The 16406-nt window shown below is 56.0% G+C and carries 11 protein-coding genes and 1 tRNA gene; 2 read left to right on the top strand and 10 right to left on the bottom strand.

Annotated features, from left to right (window positions below):
* Positions 1–73: 73 nt before the first annotated feature.
* Together D9980_RS10360 and D9980_RS10365 are read right to left on the bottom strand one after the other, a co-directional pair.
* Positions 74–4654 carry an FKBP-type peptidyl-prolyl cis-trans isomerase N-terminal domain-containing protein gene (locus tag D9980_RS10360; RefSeq protein ID WP_121607226.1) on the bottom strand — a complete coding sequence of 1527 codons (4581 nt, stop codon included), beginning with the start codon at positions 4652–4654 and terminating at the stop codon, positions 74–76.
* Positions 4651–5091 (bottom strand): hypothetical protein, encoded by a 441-nt coding sequence (locus D9980_RS10365; protein ID WP_121607227.1) that lies wholly within the window; start codon positions 5089–5091, stop codon positions 4651–4653. The genes D9980_RS10360 and D9980_RS10365 overlap by 4 nt, the downstream gene beginning before the upstream one ends.
* Positions 5092–6120: 1029 nt before the next feature.
* Here D9980_RS10365 and D9980_RS10370 point away from each other — a divergent pair.
* Positions 6121–6196, top strand: a tRNA-Asn gene (locus D9980_RS10370).
* A gap of 60 nt (positions 6197–6256) precedes the next feature.
* Here the strand turns inward: D9980_RS10370 and D9980_RS10375 are convergent.
* From D9980_RS10375 to D9980_RS10405, 7 genes are all read right to left on the bottom strand, one after another.
* Positions 6257–7357 carry an alkylhydroperoxidase domain protein gene (locus D9980_RS10375; protein WP_121607228.1) on the bottom strand — a complete coding sequence of 367 codons (1101 nt, stop codon included), beginning with the start codon at positions 7355–7357 and terminating at the stop codon, positions 6257–6259.
* On the bottom strand, positions 7354–8400 hold the full coding sequence (locus D9980_RS10380) for a putative FMN-dependent luciferase-like monooxygenase (RefSeq protein ID WP_121607229.1): 1047 nt from the start codon (positions 8398–8400) through the stop codon (positions 7354–7356). The genes D9980_RS10375 and D9980_RS10380 overlap by 4 nt, the downstream gene beginning before the upstream one ends.
* Complete coding sequence (locus tag D9980_RS10385) at positions 8397–10040, bottom strand: ABC transporter ATP-binding protein (protein ID WP_121607230.1); 1644 nt, start codon at positions 10038–10040, stop codon at positions 8397–8399. The genes D9980_RS10380 and D9980_RS10385 overlap by 4 nt, the downstream gene beginning before the upstream one ends.
* The gene (locus D9980_RS10390; protein WP_121607231.1) at positions 10037–10927 is read right to left on the bottom strand and encodes an ABC transporter permease; all 891 of its coding nucleotides are present in this window, start codon (positions 10925–10927) and stop codon (positions 10037–10039) included. Before D9980_RS10390 ends, D9980_RS10385 begins: the two co-directional genes overlap by 4 nt.
* A complete protein-coding gene (locus D9980_RS10395) occupies positions 10924–11868 on the bottom strand; it encodes an ABC transporter permease (protein ID WP_121607232.1) in 945 nt (314 codons plus the stop codon). Before D9980_RS10395 ends, D9980_RS10390 begins: the two co-directional genes overlap by 4 nt.
* Before the next feature lie 355 nt (positions 11869–12223).
* Entirely contained in the window at positions 12224–13849 is a 1626-nt protein-coding gene (locus D9980_RS10400; protein WP_121607233.1) for a TIGR04028 family ABC transporter substrate-binding protein, read from the bottom strand.
* Positions 13850–13994: 145 nt separating this feature from the next.
* A complete protein-coding gene (locus D9980_RS10405) occupies positions 13995–14624 on the bottom strand; it encodes an alanyl-tRNA editing protein (RefSeq protein ID WP_121607234.1) in 630 nt (209 codons plus the stop codon).
* Between the two features lie 84 nt (positions 14625–14708).
* Here D9980_RS10405 and D9980_RS10410 point away from each other — a divergent pair, with 84 nt between their 5' ends.
* Positions 14709–15665, top strand: a complete 957-nt coding sequence (locus tag D9980_RS10410; RefSeq protein WP_202810927.1) for a LysR family transcriptional regulator — start codon at positions 14709–14711, stop codon at positions 15663–15665.
* Here the strand turns inward: D9980_RS10410 and alkB are convergent.
* The gene (gene alkB, locus D9980_RS10415; RefSeq protein WP_121607236.1) at positions 15627–16274 is read right to left on the bottom strand and encodes a DNA oxidative demethylase AlkB; all 648 of its coding nucleotides are present in this window, start codon (positions 16272–16274) and stop codon (positions 15627–15629) included. The two genes, D9980_RS10410 and alkB, sit on opposite strands and share 39 nt — an antisense overlap.
* Positions 16275–16406: the final 132 nt, after the last annotated feature.

Below are 16406 nucleotides of genomic sequence, written 5' to 3' on the forward strand. Positions count from 1 at the left end.
CTGGGGCATTGCCAGTCCCCAGCGTGGTTCAGATAAAAAAACCCGCCAATCGTCTGGCGGGTTTGTTATAGGGCTATGGAGCTTTTTGCTCGGAGGCCGGTATCACATCCAGGATGCGTACGTTGTAGACCATGGTCGCGCCCGGTGGGATATCCGGTGCCATGCCTTTCTCGCCATAGGCCAGTTCAGGCGGCACCACCAGCGTCATGTTACCGTGGTTCTTCAACTTACCTAGCGCTTCGCGGAACAGTGGTGGATAGGCGCTCAGCGGCTGTGAAATTGAAGTACCAGCCAGATCCATATCCTTGATCACTTTACCGTCGGTCAAGCTCTCTTTAACCACCACGGCGACGGTATCACCCTCACCAATCACGCTATCGCCAACATAATCGATGCGGTAATAGAAGCCTTGCTTAGACTGCACGACGCGTGGCTGCTTCTTGAACTTATCGATATAGCTGCTGCCTTGCTTTTCGTTCTGCTGTTTGATCTTTTTATGCTGATCGTTCAGCTCCAACTCGCTTTCATACAAGGCTTTGGCAATCTGTTCTTTGGCCAGTTTGGTCTGGCCATTGATCACATCGGTCACGCCTGCCAGCGCCAGTTGGCGGTTCACGTCTACACCCTGCGTCTTTTTGCTGTTGAGCAAATCCAGGATGTCATTACCCAACGCGGTACCGATCGCATAATCGCGTTTTTCCACCTGCGTTTTAGGCTCCGTGACCACGGACGTACCAGCCGTTTGCTTTTTCTCGGCTGCAGTCAGCTTTTGCTGTAGCTGAGCAAGTTCCTGCGCCTTCTGCTCATTGTCTTTGGTTTGTGCCGCCAACTGCTCTTGCAGCTTGGCACTCTCCTGCTGACTCGTCTGCTGCAACTGAGCGATCTGCTGGGCTTTCTGCTCACTGTCTTTAGTTTGAGCGGCCAACTGTTCCTGCAGCTTGGCACTCTCCTGCTGACTCGCCTGCTGCAACTGAGCGATCTGTTGGGCTTTCTGCTCGCTGTCTTTAGTCTGAGCGGCCAACTGCTCCTGCAGCTTGGCGCTCTCCTGCTGACTCGCCTGCTGCAACTGAGCGATCTGCTGGGCTTTCTGCTCGCTGTCTTTAGTCTGAGCGGCCAACTGCTCTTGCAGCTTGGCACTCTCCTGCTGACTCGCCTGCTGCAACTGGGCAATCTGCTGCGCTTTCTGCTCGCTGTCTTTGGTCTGAGCGGCCAACTGCTCTTGCAGCTTGGCACTCTCCTGCTGACTCGCCTGCTGCAACTGGGCAATCTGCTGCGCTTTCTGCTCGCTGTCTTTGGTCTGAGCGGCCAACTGCTCTTGCAGCTTGGCACTCTCCTGCTGACTCGCCTGCTGCAACTGGGCAATCTGCTGCGCTTTCTGCTCATTGTCTTTGGTCTGAGCGGCTAACTGCTCCTGCAACTTCGCCAATTCCTGCTGGCTTTGCTGGAGTTGTTTAACCTGCTGAGCCTTCTGATCGTTGTCTTTGCCATAAACCGTCAACTGCTCTTGCAGCTGCTTTATCTGCTGCGCTTTCTGTTCACTGTCTTTGGTCTGCACGGTCAGTTGATCTTGCAGTTTCGCCAACGTCAGCAGCTCTTGCTGCAACTTCTTCATTTGCTGAGCTTGTTGCACGAAATCTTTGTTATTCAGCGCCAATTGCTCCTGCAACTGCTTGGCCTGTAGCGCTTTTTGTTCGCTATCCTTGGCCTGTGCAGCCAGTTGAGTCTGCAACTTGGCCAGCTCTTGCTGGCCTTGCTGGAGTTGCTTCACCTGCAGGGCTTTCTGCTCATTATCCTTATTGGAAGCGGCCAACTGTTCCTGCAGCTGTTTAACCTGCTGCACTTTCTGCTCGCTGTCCTTGGCCTGAGTCGCTAACTGAGCCTGCAGCTTGGCCAACTCTTGCTGGTTTTGCTGCAGCTGTTTCAGCTGTTGCGCTTTCTCATCATTGGCTTTGGTTTGTGCGGCCAATTGCTCTTGCAGCTTGCTACTGGCCTGTTGCAACTGTTTCACCTGCTCGGCTTTTTGCTCGCTGTCTTTGGTCTGGATGACTAGCTGTGCCTGCAACTCTGCGACGGTTTGCTTATTTTGTTGCAGTTGCATCACTTGCTGCGCTTTCTGCTCATTATCTTTGGTTTGCGCGGTCAACTGCTCCTGCAGCCTGGCGCTGGTCTGCTGCAGTTGCTTGACCTGTTCGGCTTTCAACTCACTGTCTTTGGTCTGAGCGGCCAGCTGTTCTTGCAGTTTTGCCAACGACTGTTGGTTTTGCTGCAGTTGTTTCAACTGCTGGGCTTTTTCATCAAGACCCTGAGTTTGCGCGGTCAGTTGCTCCTGCAACTTAGCGCTCGCCTGTTGCAACTGCTTCACCTGCTCAGCTTTCTGCTCGCTGTCTTTGGTTTGGGCAGCCAGCTGTTCTTGCAGCTTTGCCATCGCCTGTTGGGTCTTTTGCTCGTTCTCTTTGCTACGCGCCGCCAACTGATCTTGCAGCTGTGTTACCTGCAGGGCCTTTTGCTCACGTTCTTTGGTCTGGGCAGCCAGCTGTTCTTGCAGCTTCGCCAATGCCTGCTGGTTTTGCTGTAGCTGTGCAGCCAACTGGGCTTTTTCATCGTTAACTTTGGCTTGTGCCGTCAATTGATCCTGAAGCTTGGCGCTAGCCTGTTGCAGTTGCTTCACTTGCTCAGCTTTTTGCTCGCTGTCTTTGGTTTGGGCAGCCAGCTGTTCTTGCAGCTTCGCCATCGCCTGTTGGGTCTTTTGCTCATTCTCTTTGCTGCGCGCCGCCAGCTGATCTTGCAGCTGTGTTACCTGCAGGGCCTTTTGCTCACGCTCTTTGGTCTGGGCAGCCAACTGTTCCTGCAACTTCGCTACCGCCTGCTGGTTTTGCTGTAGCTGTGCAGCTAGTTGGGCTTTTTCATCGTTAACTTTGGCTTGTGCCGTCAATTGCTCCTGAAGCTTGGCGCTCGCCTGTTGCAGCTGCTTCACCTGTTCGGCTTTCTGCTCGCTGTCTTTGGTCTGAGCGGCTAGCTGATCTTGCAGCTTCGCCATCGCCTGTTGGGTCTTCTGCTCGTTCTCTTTGCTACGCGCCGCCAGTTGATCTTGCAGTTGTGTTACCTGCAGGGCCTTTTGCTCACGCTCTTTGGTCTGGGCAGCCAACTGTTCCTGGAGCTTCACTAACGTCTGCTGGTTTTGCTGCAGTTGTGCAGCCAACTGCGCTTTTTCATCGGTAGTTTTGGTTTGAGCCGCAGTCTGTTGCTCTTGCAGCTTGGCGCTGGCCTGCTGCAACTGCTTAATTTGTTCGGCTTTCTGCTCGCTGTCTTTGGTTTGGGCGGCCAGCTGTTCTTGCAGTTTCGCCATCGCCTGCTGGTTTTTTTGCGCCGATTCTTTGTTGCGTGTCGTCAGCTGTTCTTGCAGCTGTTTGACCAGTTGGGCTTTGTATTCACTGTCTTTGGTCTGGGTGGCTAACTGTTCTTCGAGCTTCGCCAACGCCTGCTGATTTTGCTGCAGCTGCTTGGCCTGCTCGGCTTTTTCATCGTTAGTTTTAGCATACGCCTTCAGTTGCTCTTGCAAGTTGACACCTGCCTGTTGCAACTGTTTCACCTGTTCGGCTTTCTGCTCGCTGTCTTTGGTTTGGGCAGCAAGTTGCTCCTGCAGCTTCGCCATTGCCTGCTGGGACTTCTGGTCATTCTCTTTGCTACGCGCCGCCAGCTGATCTTGCAGCTGTGTTACCTGCAAGGCTTTTTGTTCACTGTCTTTGGCCTGGGCAGCCAACTGTGCTTGCAGTTTCGCTACCGCCTGCTGATTTTGCTGCAGCTGCTTGGCCTGCTGGGCTTTTTCATCGTTAGTTTTAGCATACGCCGTCAGTTGCTCTTGCAACTTGGCACCAGCCTGCTGCAGCTGTTTCACCTGCTCGGCTTTCTGCTGGCTGTCTTTGGTTTGGGCAGCCAGTTGCTCCTGCAGCTTAGCCATCGCCTGCTGGGACTTCTGTTCATTCTCTTTGCTACGCGCTGACAGCTGATCCTGCAGTTGGGCGATGGCCTGCTGATTTTGCTGTAACGTTTGCTGCAGTTGCTTGATCTGTTGCGCTTTTTGTTCGTTATCTTTGGTTTGCGCTGCCAACTGTTGCTGCAATTGCGAGCTGTTACGTTGCTCCTGCTGTTGCAGCTTCATTTGCTGCATCTGCCGCTCGCTTTCCTTGGCCTGTGCGGCAAGCTGCTGCTGAAGCCGCGTATTTTCCCGCTGGCTTTGCTCAATGGCCTGTTGCAGACGCGCCAACTCTGCAGAAGAGCCCGCGGACCGAGATTGCACTTTACGCAACTGCTCAAGAGCCGCTTCCTGGCTGGTGACTTTGGCCTTCAGCTGATTGATGGTTGCCTGCAGCGTCTTCATCTCGCGAATACGCTCACTGCCCCTCTCATCCGCCGACTTTGCCAGTGCGTTAGGCTTGCTGCTGGCAGGTTTACTACTTTTGGGTCTTGCAGGTTCTGCTGTATCCAGTTGTGAAGGCGTCAGAAACAGGAGTGCCGGAGCCTCATCCACCTGGCGCGTGATCGCTTCCAGTGAATTCAGCGCATGGGCATCGGGAGTTACTGCCTCCTCAGCCCTTACTACTCCTAGCGGCAACGCCAACGTCAACAAGGCACCGCAATATATCCTGCGTTTCATTTCACGCCTTCCCCTCTCTGGATCAAGCCTTGCAGGACGTCACGTTCGATCTCGGCACATAACTGATTGGTCTTGTATTTGTACAACGCATCAAGAGTGTCTTTGGTTGTCGAATTCACATCGCCGCGTACCGCGCTATATACCGAGGCATTGTTCACCAGACGGTTAAAGTTGGCCTGCTTGATCGCGTAAGCCTTCGGATTAACCTGCTTGAGTGACGCCAACTCGCTTTGGCAAAGGCCAATTTTGCTGGTTTTGGTTTCTGCGGCAGTCGGTTCTGGCGGCGGGGACACACTGATCTGCTGAGGGGGAGCTTGTACGGTGGTCGCTGGTGGGGTTTCTTGCCAACGGGTCTGTGCGGTTTTCTGGCATCCTGCCAGCAATAAACCACTGCACAGTATTACGCCTAAACAGAGGTTCTTTTGGGTGATTATCATCGAAAATTCCTTTCAAAAAATTCCGTTACCGATAGGTCAACTCAGACAAGATCGGCTATATCCTGGATAAATAATATGTGCATTTTTCAGCAATGATATAGGGGTGGCTCTTTAGTAGCAAACATTCACTGGAGCTATACTATGGCCGCTCATTGCCCCTACTCTTGCAACGTTCGCCATGGCCTATTAACTTAACGAATACTTAACCGGGTTTCATCGGTGACCTGCATAGCGCAATAATGCGCCTATAACTTGCCCGCGATTTACATGCCCACGACGTTTGTGAAGTGCAAAATAATACTGGTATTTTTTATATCCAGCAACTCTGCAAGCGAGCCTGAACGCCGAGTTGCGGGGCAAAAACGGCGCTTGCCGCCAGGAAGGACAAAGACACTCTCCCGCATACAACAGCATTCATTCTGATTTTTTGGTACAAAAAACCGTAAAAAAATAAAATAAAATAGATTTAAAACAATAACATAAATGAATCACTGCCGATGTTCACCGCTATCATTTCCCCCACCATTTTTCCGAATGGAAATGACTATTACCCATGATTAAAAATAGATGTTTATATTATTAAAAACGCATTTTTTGGCGATTTACTCCACTCGCATCCGGGTGATTTTCTAGAGCGGCAGTGCAATCTAAAGATTTATCCGAGGCACTCTGATTGTTGCGTCAAAAATACAGGACTTGATGATAATCCTTAAGCTGACTTCCCCACTGATTATTAGGAACAATCCACACAAATTACAGGAAACATCTTAGTAAAAAATCCCATTTTCCCACCTTATAATTAGGAACTTTCTTGGGTTTGCTCTTTAAAATATCAACACCACGCAAAAATCAGGATTAACTCGCAAAATGCCTCGGTCTGCAATGATGGCGACCTGCCTGCCGGTGATAAAGTTTAACCTGCTGGAAAATAAGCCAATTTGCTCACAACCTCGACAAACGGAACATTTGTGCATTTTCATGCTTTACAAGCCCCATCGGCACCGTTATTATTCGCCCCGTTCACACGATTCCTCTGTAGTTCAGTCGGTAGAACGGCGGACTGTTAATCCGTATGTCACTGGTTCGAGTCCAGTCAGAGGAGCCATATTTAGAAAAGCCCGCTTAGGCAACTAAGCGGGCTTTTTGCTGTTTAACGCCGGGTGACTCAATCGTCATAAGGTTCGCCGAGCGTGAGCATCAACCGGTTGGCCCAGGCAAAGAAGGCCGTCGCCTGCACCAGGTCCAACAGTTCCAGTTCGCCCAACCCTTGCTCGCGTAACGCAACCAGCTGAGCCGCATTGGCCTGCGGTGGCGTGGCCGAAAGCGCAGCGGCAAAGTCTATTTGCGTACGCCAATCCTCACCCTGCCCCTCGCTCAAGATCCCTCCCGGCGCGACATCCAGCAGGCGCTGCACCTCTTCTGCCCTTTTGGATAGCTGCGCCGCTTTACGCGCATGCACCGAGGCACAATAAATACAGCCGTTCACCTTGCTGGCCACCGCCGCAGCCAACTCCCGATCCTGGCGGGCCAGACCACCTGCGGTGTAGAAAATGGCCCTATCCGTGATGGTTCGCTGTTCCAGCACCGCATGATCGCGCGCCAACAAACGGAAATAGTCAGAATCCGCGTGACCGAACTTGGTCAGCAAGGCTTTTCCCGGTTCGTCAAACGCCTCCAAGGGTTTAGCCACAATCCAGGGCTCCCATCCCAACTCCTGGCCGGTGAACGCAGGCGGTGCATGGCGGCCACTGGCTGTATGACTCGCGGTGCGCCAGGCGGAAGCTCGAACGGGAGCACGGCCACTGGTCGCTACCGGCAATCCTGCCAGCAAGCGGTAGCCGTACAGCAGACGGCTCTGGAAACTGACAAAAGCGATCAGCTGTGAAAGCGTAACAATGTCATCCAATGACCACCCCGCCTGTTGCAGGGCCTGCAAGTGTTTAGCTTCTGCCCCGGCGGGTTTGAAGGCCAGGCGTTCTGCGTGATCCAAGGCAGCCTGCAAACGTGGTCCGTCTGCGGGCTGAGTCTGCTGCAATTGGGCATAATGCGCCGCCAACTGCCGATCGCCGTGCCATTCACTGATACGCTGCGCCAACAGCAGGCGCTCCGCAATGGTGAAACCGCCCACCTCCTGTGGCTCAAACAGTCTCTGATAGCTGGCCTCAATCCCGTCGGTTGCCGCCTGGCGTGTTGCTCTGGCCTGTGCCAAAGGAGAGTCTGCGGCGATTTCTGCCAGTCTGGTCAGGTGATCCTGGGTGTCGGTCATACGTTTTCCTCTGCGTGATGTGAATAAGCCAACGTGGCAGGATTGCGCCGCTGCCAGCCCAGTGCTGGTGCAACGTCGCGAGCTATCAGCTCAATGGAGCGCAAAATATAGGCGTGTGGCGGATCGATAGAGTGCACCTGAAATGCCAAATCGGTGACGCGGGCCAGCGCGCTATCCCGTTGCAACGAGGCGATCACCTGCTCTGGCGTACCGAGATGCACGTCAAAAGCGCGGATCAGGCCGTCGAGCGACTCATCCTGAACCTGATGCCCACTGGCGCGTAAACGTTCCAATCCACGGCTAAGCCCTTGTGCAGCAAAATCACGTGCACGGTTCTGATCTTCGGTTACAAAAGCAGTACGCGATCCCATGATGCGCGGCTCTACCCCTGGCGGCAGTGCGGCAAGATAGGCGTCAATAATCGGATTTTGCAGCTCATCGAGTGGCGTATCCAGGGCAGTTAGCGGCCTGGGTTGAGTGCGTGACAACATCAGCCCATCTCCAGCCTTACCAGCCCGGATCCCACCTTCAACCGAGAAGGTGGCTTGCCAGACGCGTTTTTTCAGTTGGGGGGCCGCCGGATATAGACGGTTGGCGGCGTTGCCGAGCGCCTCACCACTCCAGGCGTCCAGCAGAATGCGTAAATTATCGTTAAACGCCGCATTGCGCCGCTCGGCATCAATACCAAAAGCGCTAAACGAAGACGGAGTTCCGCCCGCCGCCAGCCCCACTTCCAACCGGCCACCGGAAAGCAGATCCAACACCGCCGTATCTTCCGCCACGCGCACGGCAGACTCCATCGGCAAGGTGATCACTCCAGTCCCCAAACGAATATGCCGGGTATGCGCCGCAGCCTGAGCCAAAAAAACCAGTGGTGAAGGCAAGCCGCCCTCATCCTGATGAAAATGGTGCTGCGCTACCCAAGCGGTGTCGAACCCGGCACGTTCGGCATGAACAATCTGCTCAGTGGCCAGCCGGTAACGTTCCTGAGCACTGCCGTTATCCAGCAGGCGGGTAAAAAAGCCGAGACGTTTAGCGCTCATGAGGCATCCTTTAAAGTTTGGTACATCGCACGGCCAGGAATGGCCGCAATTAATTGGCGGGTATAGTCACTGCCGGGCCGGGCAAATACCTCAGCGGTAGTGCCCGCATCTACCTGCTGCCCACGGCACAGCACCGAGACGCTGTGCGAGATTTGCCGCACCGTCGCCAGATCGTGTGAGATAAACAGGTAGGTCAGCCCCAACTCACGCTGTAGCTGCTCTAATAAACGCAGGATTTGCGCCTGCACGGTTACGTCCAGCGCCGAGGTGGCTTCATCCAATACCAGCACCCGAGGTTGCAGTATCAGAGCACGAGCGATGGCAACCCGTTGGCGCTGGCCCCCTGAAAGCTCACGCGGTTTGCGCGCCAGGAGTTCGGCAGGCAGAGCGACTCGTTCGAACAATTCCCGCACCCGCCGATAACGCTCTGCTTTGGCGACAGGCTCAAAGTTGAGTAACGGCTCTTCGATCGCCTGATACAAGGTTTGCGCCGGATCGAGCGAAGCAAAGGGGTTTTGATAGACCAGTTGAATACGCCGCCGAAACTGGCGCAGCGCCTCACCCTTCAGCCGGGTAAAATCGACGCCGTCGATAATGATTTGCCCAGCATCCGGCCGCTGAAACCCCAGCAGGCAACGGGCCAAGGTGGTTTTGCCGGAGCCGGACTCGCCGACCAACGCATGCGTGGTGCCGCGCTGCACGCTGAACGACACCCGATCCAACGCCCTGAACGCCTGCCCGCCTCTGCCAGCAAAACGGAAATCCTTCACCAGTTCGTTGACGACGATCGCCGGTTCCGCCTTGCGGACGATCGCTGGCGGAGCGATGGAGGCCAACGAAGGCACATCGGCAAACAAGCGGCGGGTATACTCATGCGCCGGGGCCTGCAATACCGCCGCTGTTTGCCCCTGCTCCTGCACCCTGCCCTGACGAAACACCAGTAGCCGGTCGGCCCGTTCCGCCGCCACGCCCAAATCGTGAGTGACGAACAGCACCGCCGTGCCAAACTCCTGACGCAGTTCGTCGATCAGATCGAGGATGCGTTTTTGCACCGTCACGTCCAGCGCGCTGGTCGGCTCGTCGGCGATAATCAACGCGGGCCGTAACGCAATGGCGATGGCAATCAGCACTCGCTGTTTCATGCCGCCGGAAAGTTCATGCGGATACTGGCGCGCCCGTAATTCCGGGTGAGTCAACCCCACGCGAGTGAGTAACTCTACGACCCGAAGCTGTACCAGCTTGCGTGGCAGGCGTTGGTGAATGTTGATGATCTCGGCAACCTGCTCACCGATGGTTTTCACGGGGTTCAGCGAACTGGCGGGATCTTGCGGGATCAGGCTTATCTGAGCACCACGCACCGCATCCAACTGGCGCGGTGACCAGTGCGCAATATCGGTGCCATTGAGCCGGATCGCCCCCTGCTCCAGGCGGCCATTTTCCGCCAGCAGGCCGATAATCGCCTGGGCCGTGGTGGTTTTACCCGATCCCGATTCCCCAACCAGGGCAACGACTTCCCCCGGCTGAATGGTAAAAGAAACGTTGTGCACCACCCGCTGGCTACTGTTGCCCTGCTGATAGGCGATTGAAACGTTATCCAGTTCCAGCAGTGGCGCAGGTGAGATGGTTGTCTGTGGGTTCATCGGCGCGCGCTCCCTAATGTATGGCTGATACGGTTGGCGGCCAGCACCACGGCAACCACCATCAGGCCGGGGAAGGTAGTCAGCCACCAGGCCGTTGAGATGTAATTACGCCCTTCGGCGATCAGTAAGCCCCACTCCGGCGTGGGCGGTGGCGTGCCATATCCCAGGAAACTCAGTGTGGCGATCGCCAGAATGGCATTGCCAAACTGTAGGGCAGAGAATGCAATCACCGAGGTCAGCGAATTAGGCAGAATATGGCGCCATAGCACCGCCCAAAAGTGCCCGCCGCTGCCGTAGGCCGCCTCAACGTAGTCGCTGTGCCGTACCCGCAGCACTTCTGCGCGAGCCAGGCGTGCAAAGTTGGCCACCGACGAGATCCCCACCGCCAGCGCCGCATTCACCGTGCCGAAGCCCAGCAGAATGATCACGCTCAAGGAAAGCAGCAGCCCAGGGATCGACAGCAAAACATCAACCAGACGCATCACAACATCATCGACGATGCCGCCCAAAGCCCCGGCGACCACGCCCAACGACGTGCCCACAACCAGACCCAACACCACGGCAACCAACGCTGCGGATAAAGTGTGCGATGCGCCATACACGATCCGGGCGTAGAGATCGCGCCCCAGCGGATCGGTGCCCAACCAATGTTCACCACCCGGTGCCAGACGCTGTGCTCCGGCAATCCCTTCCGTGCCGCTGTACGCAGTAAAGATCTCAGGAGCGATCGCCCATAGCACAGCGATACCCAGCACGATCCAGGCCAGCCACAGGCTAAGCGGATAACGCCGCTGAGCGCGCCTGGCGGTGGGTAAACTACCTTCGGTTTCCCCACCGGACAGATCGCGTTCCGGCATCACGGATTTGTCCAACGGAATACTGCTCATCGGGTCGCTCCTGCATAGGTTTTCAGTCTGGGATCGAGCAGCGGGAACAGCATATCGACCAGCAGATTGAGGAAGACAAAGGCGGCGGCAGAGATCATCACTACCGCCTGTAACACCGCCACGTCCTGGTTCACGACCGCCTGCTGTGTCAGTTGCCCCAGGCCACTGCGGCCAAATACGGTTTCTGTGATCAGCGCGCCGGCGATCAACTCGCCAAACAGAATGCCTGCGATAGTCAGCACCGGCAGCATGGCGTTACGCGCCACATGTCGCCACAGCACTCCGCTGCGGCTAGCCCCTTTGGCACGCGCCACCGCCACAAACGGCTGGGTTTGCACGCTATCGATGCTGCGGATCAGGATCTGCGCCAGCGGGGCAGAGATTGGGATTGCCAAGGTGGCGATCGGCAACAGCAGCCCAATCCACTCCCCAGGATTGATTATCGGCACCAGCTTCAGCCGGAATGAAAAGATCTGGATCAACACGATGCCAAGCCAGAAGGTTGGTACCGATACAAACAGCGCAGGCAGCGATTGCAGCGCCGATTTCAGCCAGCCAAAACCAATCAGATTGGAGACAAACGCAATGACCAGCGCCAACAGCAAGGCCAGGGTGAAACCCAGCACCGCTAATTGCAGAGTGGCGGGCAGGTTGGCAGCCAGCAAGGCACTTACCGGCACGCCGTTCTGGATCGAATAGCCCAAATCACCGCGCAGGAAATTCCCCAACGTATGCAGATATTGCTGCCACAGGGGCACATCGGCACCGTAGGCGGCGCGCATGTCGGCGATCTGATCCGGGCTAAGCCCCATATCCGGGTTCTGGAATTTAATCAGGATCGCGTCACCGGGCAGCACCTGCAGCAAGATAAACGACAGGGTGAATGCCGCCCACAGCACCAGCAACGCCTGCCCGGTTCGGCCACTCAGGTATTTCAGCATCTTTATCTCCTCGAATATGGCGTTGTGGCCCCTCACCCTAACCCTCTCCCACAGGGAGAGGGGACAGTCCGTGCCACCAATGGGTTTCCGTGCCTGACTTTGGCCTCGAACTAGCGAACGGAAACTAACGCACTACAAACCAACTTCCGCACCTGGACACAACACCGCTCCAGCTTCCTCTCACTGTGGAAAAGGGTTGGGGTGATGGGGCAGCCCATACCACGTTTTATACTGGTGCTCATATTGGCAGAACTGTCCGTACCTCGATTTACTCCGCACCTGACCACCACGCTGAACTGGCTCCCTCTCCTTTTTGGGGAGAGGGTTGGGGTGAGGGGGTGCAAGCAGCTCGGGATTACCGTTTCTCTAACCACGCGCCATAGAAGCTTGGCCGACCCACCGCTTCAAAGTTGACGCCTTTCAGATAGGGAGCACCGGCAAAGACCTGTGGCTCTTCAAAGAACGGGATCACATAGGCCTGATCCAGCAGATACTTTTGAGCCTCACCGGCGATCTGTAAGCGCTTGACCGGATCCACCTCAGAGGCGATCCACAGCAGCAGTTGGTTCAGCGAGTTGTCGATAAATTTACTGTTCTGGCTAGTGCCCCCTTGCTGCAACAGGCCATCACGATTGGTGGGATAAAACTGGCTTTTAATCACATCGGGATCGGCACGGCCCACTTCGACCACCGAAGCCGGGGTCTTTTGTGGATCGAGGTTATCCGCCACCCGGCTGCCCGCATCGCCTGCCAAGATATTCAACCGCGCCCCCACCTTGCCCCACTGCTGCGAGACCAATTGCAGCACCGCCTTGTTTTGCGGTTGCGGCAGCGACTCATACACCGTTAACAACAACTTTTTACCGTCTTTCTGGCGCAGACCATCGCTGCCCTTTTGCCAACCGGCGTCATCCAGCAGGCGGTTGGCCTTCGCCAGATCGAAGGTCAATTTATCGGAGAGATCGACAAAACCGGCTGCCGAGGAAGCGATCACCGATTTGGCTTGTGGATAGTTGGCGGAGAACAGCGTATCGACGATCTGTTTGCTGTCGGTGGCATGCAGCAGCGCTTGCCGCACGCGAATGTCGGCCACCAGCGGATTATCTGGTCGGAAGGCAATGCTGTCGTTGACGCCACGGGTTGGCGCGGCATAGATCGTAAAGCCCTGATCCTGGGTTTGCTTCTCATCGTAAGCCTGGATCTGGCGAATAAAGTCCGCCTGTCCGGCCTGCAACGCGCCAATCCGTACGCTGTCTTCCGGGGTGACGATCACCTTGATGGCATCCAGATTGGCCCGCCCTTGTTGAGCCAGCTTGGCAGGCCCCCAACGATAGTCTTGGCGTACGCTGAGATCGACCTCGCGCCCCAGGGTTTCAACGCTCACCACAAACGGACCAGAGCCGATGATATGGCGCGCATCACCCAGTTCATCGTATTGGCGGTTCAGCGTACTGAGCGATACTAGCCCAGAGCCGATGGTCGCCGTACCTTGCAGGAAGCCTGGGGACGAGCGTTTGAAATAGAATTTAACCGTCAGCGGATCGATGACCTCACTGTGGTCATAGTTATTGATCACCTCGGAAACCGGTAAGCGCAGCGCTTTATTGCCTAGACCATAGGTATCAAAGTTCTTGGCTACCGCATTGGCATCCAGCGGTGTCCCGTCGGAGAAGGTCACACCGGGGCGGAGTTTGAAGGTATATTCCGTTTTATCGGGGTTGCTCGACCAGGACTCGGCGATCCAGGGTTCGATCTCCAGCGTTTTCGGGTTCTGGTAGGTCAGCTTGTCGGTGATCTGGTTAAGGATACCGCCGTTGGGATAAAACCCGCCGGAAGGGGGATACAGGTTGGTATGAGCCTGCTGCTCCAGGTAGATCAGCGTGCCGCCCTGCACCGCCGCGATGGCCGGGCTCGCCGCAGCCGCAGCGCCTAATACCACTGCCAGTCCGCTGGTTAACGTCTTGAAAGGAAAATTAAACATGGGTGCCGTGCCTTCTTTATGTCGGTTTGTTATGGGTTAGATAACAAACCAAAACGGCACGGAGTTGAACGAACTAATTTCGCTAACTAATGATGAAAAAAGCAGTAACGCGCCAAGCAGTGGCTGGGCACGCCTGCACGCCCTATCAATCCACCTGATACTGCACAATCAACTGCCCTTTCTTCATCTTGACGGCGGTAATTTGCACCTTGCCCAACTCCGACAGCGAACGCACATGGGTGCCTCCGCAGCCATAAGCAGGCAGATCGCCAAACCCAACCTGACGGACGCCTTGCTGTTCCTGTTGCCTGCGTGGCAAGTCGGCAGCGATCAAGTCCGTCAGCCGTTGTTGCAAATAGTCTGGTTGCAGTTCTGTTGCCTGTGCACCCGGTGCAAAGGTAATGCGCCCTTCCCCCAGCCAATGGTGCGCTTTCACCGGCTGCCAGCCTTGGCCTTCCCCCAGCCAGCCAATCAGATGCCCGGCAGAATGCCAGCGGGTATGCAGGTGCCGTTGTTTCCCATCAATCTCTAGCGTGACCGGGCCACAAGGTAACGGTTCGGCCAGATAATGGAGCAGTTGATCGCCCTGCGCGGCAACACGTAATACCGCTACACCACCGATCGTGCCGCTATCGCTCGGCTGCCCGCCGCCCTGTGGGTGAAACAGCGTGGCATCCAACTGCACCGCGTAGCTGCCATCCTCTTGCGCCGTGCAGGCCAGTACCTGAGCCTGGAGCTGCAAATCATCGTGATAATAATAAAGTCGTTCGGTCATGAGCTTTCTCCTGGTTAACGCCGTTATTATATTCGTGCCATAATCGGCTGATAATCCGTCTTCATTACAATGGACCTTTGCGCCGTGAGCACAAATCTTTCCACCGCACTGCTGGTTGAAATGGCTGTTTTTGTTCAGGTAGTGGAAAGCGGCAGCTTCTCCGCCGCCGCCCGCCAGTTAGGCACCTCGCCTTCTGCCACCAGCCGCAGCGTTGCCAGGTTGGAACAAGCGCTGAACGTACGGCTGTTGCACCGCACCACCCGCAAACTGCGCCTGAGTGAGCAAGGCGAGGCCGTGTTTCAGCGCTGCCGCAGCATGCTGGATGCCGCCAACTCAGTGTTGACCATCAGCGGCCAGAGCAGCTCAGAGCCGGAAGGCACAATCAGCGTCAGCGTACCGAAGGCCGTCGGGCACTTTGTCCTGCACCCTCACATGCCAGAGTTCTTACGGCGCTACCCGCAGGTGGATGTCCATCTGCGGCTGGAGGACCGTTATATGGATTTGATCGACGATCGGGTCGATCTGGCGCTGCGCATCACCGACCGACCGTCACCGGGCCTGATCGGCCGCCCGTTGATGACCATCGAACATTTGCTATGCGCCACTCCGCATTACCTGGCCCAACAGGGCACGCCGCGTCACCCGCGAGACCTGGCTGAGCATAGCTGTATTTACCTGGGGGAGACGCCCAGCGACGCGCGCTGGCGTTTTCGCCGCAACGGCAAGACGGTTTCGGTCAATGTCCGGGGGCGCTATGCCGCCAACCACACCGGGGTTCGGTTGGATGCGGTGAGACAGCATATCGGTATCGGCAGCCTGCCCTACTTTACCGCCCACCAGGCGCTAGCCAGCGGTGAGATTGTGCAGGTGTTGCCAGAGTGGGATTTCCTCAGCAGCTATCATGGCGATCTATGGTTGCTGTATGCCCCAACTCAGCATCTGCCCCCCAAGCTGCGAGTGTTTATCGATTATCTGGTGGCCAGTTTAGGCCAGGAACCCGCGTTAAAGCGCCTTGCGCAGAGTGATATTGATGCGGTGTGACCCCACCAGCGAATGATAGCCCTCTTTTACCGGCATGATGCCGTGGAAACACAATCGAGACGGGCCGCCCCAGACCACCACGTCACCGTGGGCCAGCGGGATGCGCCGCGTTCTGTCGCTGCGTTGCAGGCCACCAAACTGAAAAACAGCCGGTAACCCCAGCGATACCGAAACGATCGGTGCCGTAAAATCATGCTCATCGTTATCCTGATGCAGCGAAAGCTTGCTGCCCGGATCGTAGCGGTTCATCAGGCAGGAGTCCGGGACGTAATGACCGAACCCGGCCAGCAAGGCCGCTTCATCGGCCAATGCCAGCAAAATTGCCGGGATTTCTGGCCAACTTTTGCCGGTTCCGGGATCGCGCTGCGAATAGCGGTAGCCATTACTGTCACTGTTCCAGCCGTTGCCGCACCAGCTCATGGCCACCGACATGGTGAAACCGCCCGGCGTGGTCATATGCCGCCAAGGCACCTGTGCCACTACGCCGTTGACCGCCGCCAACAGTTCCGGCCCGTGCTCGCGAACAAAACCGTGCAACACCACCGCCCCCGGCGCGATTTCCTCACGCCAGGGCGGCGGCAGCGCATCTTCAAACAAATCGATTGTCATCGCCTTTACCTGGATAAATACACAGGTGTAATTCTAACCGCTTGGCCGTTGTTGTCCAGCCCGGCGTAATTCATTGTTGTTAGAGCTAAATAACCTTAGAGTAGCCGCTGGATCTTAATCTATACCCTATGG

The sequence above is a fragment of the Serratia sp. 3ACOL1 genome, assembly GCF_003668775.1.
Taxonomy (GTDB): Bacteria; Pseudomonadota; Gammaproteobacteria; order Enterobacterales; family Enterobacteriaceae; genus Chania; species Chania fonticola.